The organism is Streptomyces hygroscopicus, assembly GCF_026168105.1.
GTDB classification, from domain to species: Bacteria; Actinomycetota; Actinomycetes; order Streptomycetales; family Streptomycetaceae; genus Streptomyces; species Streptomyces hygroscopicus_D.
The window spans coordinates 1-4,664 of the sequence record NZ_LBMW01000115.1; the positions used below are offsets into that span (position 1 = coordinate 1).

Genomic DNA, 4,664 nt, shown 5'->3' on the forward strand with positions numbered 1-4,664 from the left:
CCACCGACCCGACCCGCACCCCCGGATCAGCCACCACCTGCTCCAGCACCCGCACCAACCGCTCCACCAGCAACACCACCGTGCCCCGATCGAACAAATCAGTACTGAACTCCACAAACCCCTCAAGCCCCAACGCCACACCCGAACCCGACACCCGCTCATCCACACTGAACAACAGATCGAAACGCGACGTCCCCGTCCCCACCGGCGCACTGACCGCCTTCACCCCCGGCAGGACCAGATCACCCGCCCCAGCACTCTGGAACGCCAGCATCACCTGGAACAACGGATGATGCGACAACGACCGCGCCGGATTCAGCACCTCCACCAAATGCTCGAACGGCACATCCTGATGCGCATACGCCGCCAGATCCGACTCCCGCACCCGCCCCAACAACTCACCAAACGACGGATCACCCGACACATCCGTCCGCAACACCAACGTATTCACAAAAAACCCGACCAGATCATCCAGCGCCTCATCCATACGCCCCGCAACCGGCGACCCCAACGCAATATCCGACCCCGCACCCAACCGCCTCAACAACAACACCAAAGCCGCCTGCAACACCATGAACACACTGACCCCACACTCCCGAGCCAACGCCACCACCCGACCATGCAACTCCGCACCCACCACCAGCGGAACCACATCACCCGCATAACTCGCCACCACCGGCCGCACACGATCCACCGGAAGCTCCAACTGCTCCGGCAAACCCTCCAAAGCCTCAGCCCAGTAACGCACCTGACGACTCACCAGACTGTCCGGGTCACCCTCATCCCCCAACAGCTCCTGCTGCCACAACGTGTAATCCACGTACTGCACCGGCAACTCCGACCAACCCGGAGCATGTCCGGCCACCCGCGCCGCATACGCCTCACCCACATCACGCGACAGAGGTGCGAAGGACCAGCCGTCGGCCGCGATGTGGTTCAGCACCAGCAGCAGCACATGCTCGGTCGGCGACAGCACGAACAACGTCACACGTAGAGGAAGGTCGGTCGCCAGATCGAAGAGCTCGGCGGCCGCAGCGGCGACCTTGGCCGGCAGCTCGTCCTCCGTCGTCGGTACCGCCGACAGACCGACGCCCGCCGCCGAAACACTGAGCACCTTCTGCTGCGGCACACCGTCGACCTCGGGAAACACCGTACGCAGGCTCTCGTGCCGCTCGACCACATCGTTCAGCGCCAGCCGCAGCGCTCTCCGGTCCAGCTCCCCCGACAGCCGCATCGCCAAGGGAATGTTGTACGTCGCACTCGGCCCCTCCAGCCGGTGCAGGAACCACAACCGCCGCTGCGCGAACGACAACGGAATCATCGAGTCTCCCCCGGCCTCTGCATGCGACGCAGCTTCGGCCTTTGTGTCTTTTCAACGTTTTTCAAGGAACTGGCTATCCCCGCGACGGTCGGGGCGTCGAAGATGCTCCCGATCGAGAGCTCAACTCCCAGGGCAGCGCGTACGCGGCTGATCAGCCGTGTCGCCAGCAGAGAATGACCACCCAGGTCGAAGAAGCTGTCGTCGATCCCGACGCGCGGCAGCCCGAGCACTTCGGCGAACAGGTCGCACAGCACCTCTTCCTGTGGTGTGCGCGGCCCGCGTCCGGTCACCTGCCCGCTGAAGTCCGGTGCGGGCAGGGCACGGCGGTCGAGCTTCCCGTTCGGCGTCAACGGCAGCGCGTCCAGGCTCACGACCGCCGACGGCACCATGTACTCCGGCAACACCTCGGACAACTGGCGACGGAGCGAAGTGATGAGCGCCGCCGTCTGGCGCCGGCCGGCGGGGTCGTTTGTCATACGGGCGCCCGCCGATGCCTCTCGGCCCTCTCCGGGAAGATAGACATCAGTGAGTGCGGTCGCGACGCCCGGAGCAGTGTGGAGTAGTACGTCGAAGGATCCGTCGGGGCCGGCGTCCGACCACGTCGTCACGACCTCGTATCCCCGTTCCTCGCCGAGTGCGTGGAACAGTTCGGGGTCCCATCCGGCATCGCCGGATTCGGTGACCCGCCGACGTACCTCCGTGAGCGGTTCGTCCGCGTCGATCGCATGCGACGCCACGACCTCCGGTGCGAGCCGCTGATTGGTAATGCCCGTAACACGCAGGGCAGAAGGCCGTTTCTCGGTCACATACCGCGCCAGCTCGTCCGGGTCGGAGACCTCGCGCCCCCATCGCAGGGATTCGGCCGACGCGAAGGACACGCTCGACGTCGCCTGTTTGTGCAGAGTGACGTCGTAGCGGTAGCGGGTCAACTCGTTGTGGTGCCCACCTCGCTTGATACGGATGTCGACCGCGTTCACGTCATGGAATCGATCCGGCAGGTCAACGAAGAAGGCAGGTGAGGCGAGAAGCTCCTTTTCCTCCGACACCGCGCGATTGACAGCCAGACGCATCGCCGAGACATCGTCGGCTGTCGTCGATCGCGTCAATTGCACCGCGGAATGGAAGCTCCGGACCAGGTCCAGATTCCGCACATCGCCGAGGAACACGCGGCCCCCGGGCTTGAGCAGTCGCAGGACGTGCTCCAGCACCTCGAGGAGGTAGGCACTGCTCGGGAAGTACTGCATCACCGAGTTGATGACGACCGTGTCGAAATGTTCTTCCGGCAGGCCCTCGGTCGCGTCCGCGGGCCGGCACAGCAGCCTAACGCGTTCCGCGATCTCGGGGCACTGAGCGACATCGGACCGCAGCTTGTCGATGACGGCGGGCGAAAAATCGCTGCCCCAGTACTCGTCACAGTGGTGGGCGAGCTTCGCCAACAGCAGGCCGCTGCCCACACCGATCTCCAGGATGCGCCCCGGCTTCAGAGACAGAATGCGGTCCACGGTCGCATCGCGCCAAGCACGCATCTGCTCCAGGGCAATGGGCTGTCCGTCATAGCTGCTGACCCACCCGGTGAAGTCGTCACCGAACTCGACGCCGGTCCTGGTCTCCGCGTAAATGGAGTCGTAAACGTGCTGCCATTCGTCGACCTGTTCCTCTTCCAGCTGGGCATTCGGCTGAGCTGCTGCCACCTTCGGTACGACGTATGCGGTGATGCGCTGGTCTCCGGGGCGGTCCTCCCGCACCACAACCGCGGCCTGGGCCACCGACTCCAGCCCCGCCAGCGCCGCCTCGACCTCCCCCAGTTCGATCCGGAAACCCCGCACCTTCACCTGCGAGTCCACCCGGCCCAGATACTCCAGCTCACCGGCAGCGTTCCAGCGCACCAGGTCCCCGGTGCGATACATCCGCTCTCCCACAGCCCCGAACGGACACGCCACAAACCGCTCCGCCGTCAGGCCCGGACGCCCCAAATACCCCCGCGCCAAACCCGCCCCCGCCAGATACAACTCACCCACAACCCCCACCGGCACCGGAGCCAACCCCGCATCCAGCACATACACCCGGGAGTTCGCAATCGGCCGCCCGATCGCAGGCACCACCGTCTCATCCGCACCGGCAAACCACGCCGTCGCATACACCGTGGCCTCGGTCGGACCATAAATATTGGCCACCTGACACCCCGGCAGAACCCCACGGATCTCCGCCACCGCCCGCGCCGACAACGCCTCCCCGGCCAGCACCACCGTCCGGACCTCAACCGCCAGACCCTCCTGACCGACCACCTGCGCCAACGCCGACGGCACCGCACTGATCAAACTGCCCGACCACCGCCGCCCCAACAACGCCAGCACATCCCGCACCACCTCGACCGAACCACCCGACACCAGCGGAGCGAACAACTCGAACACCGAGACATCAAAACTCAACGACGTCGCCGCCAGCACCCGCGACAACCGCCCCCCATCAAAAGCAGACACCGCCCACGACAACAGATCCGCCACACTCTCCTGCGCGACCACCACACCCTTGGGCGTACCAGTCGAACCCGACGTATAAATCACATACGCCGGCGACTGCGGCACCACCACACCCAACCGCTCCCCCGCCACCACATCACCCACCGGCACCCCCGCCAACTCCTCCACAACCGCCGGATCATCCAGCAGCACACGCTCCACCCCACCCGGCAGACCCCCCGCCTCCGCCGTAGTGCTCACCAACAGCACCGGCTCCGCATCCCGCACCATGAACGCCAGCCGCTCCGCCGGATACTCCAGATCCAGCGGCAAATACGCCGCCCCCGCCTTGAGCACCGCCAACACCGCCACCACCAGATCCACCGACCGCGGCACCGCCAACGCCACCAACCGCTCCGGACCCGCCCCCCGCGCAATCAACAACCGCGCCAGCCGATTCGCCCGCACATTCAACTCGCCATACGACACCTCACAGGAACCACACACGACGGCAACCGCCCCCGGCGTCGCAGCCGCCTGCGCCTCGAACGCCTCCGACAACACCCCCGGCACCACCACATCCCGCCCCGTCGCATTCCACTCCCCCACCAACCGCTCACGCTCACCCGCCGACAACACCTCCACCGACCCGACCCGCACCCCCGGATCAGCCACCACCTGCTCCAGCACCCGCACCAACCGCTCCACCAGCAACACCACCGTGCCCCGATCGAACAAATCAGTACTGAACTCCACAAACCCCTCAAGCCCCAACGCCACACCCGAACCCGACACCCGCTCATCCACACTGAACAACAGATCGAAACGCGACGTCCCCGTCCCCACCGGCGCACTGACCGCCTTCACCCCCGGCAGGACCAGAT

General features: G+C 65.8%; 2 protein-coding genes. Both read right to left on the reverse strand.

Annotated elements, in window-relative coordinates; translation table 11 throughout:
- A partial coding sequence (locus AAW14_RS38935; protein WP_322741176.1) for a condensation domain-containing protein occupies window positions 1–1,321 on the reverse strand: 1,321 nt, incomplete at its 3' end.
- The gene (locus tag AAW14_RS39620; protein WP_322741177.1) at window positions 1,318–4,647 is read right to left on the reverse strand and encodes an amino acid adenylation domain-containing protein; all 3,330 of its coding nucleotides are present in this window, start codon (window positions 4,645–4,647) and stop codon (window positions 1,318–1,320) included. The genes AAW14_RS39620 and AAW14_RS38935, both read right to left, overlap by 4 nt.
- Between the last annotated feature and the right edge of the window lie 17 nt (window positions 4,648–4,664).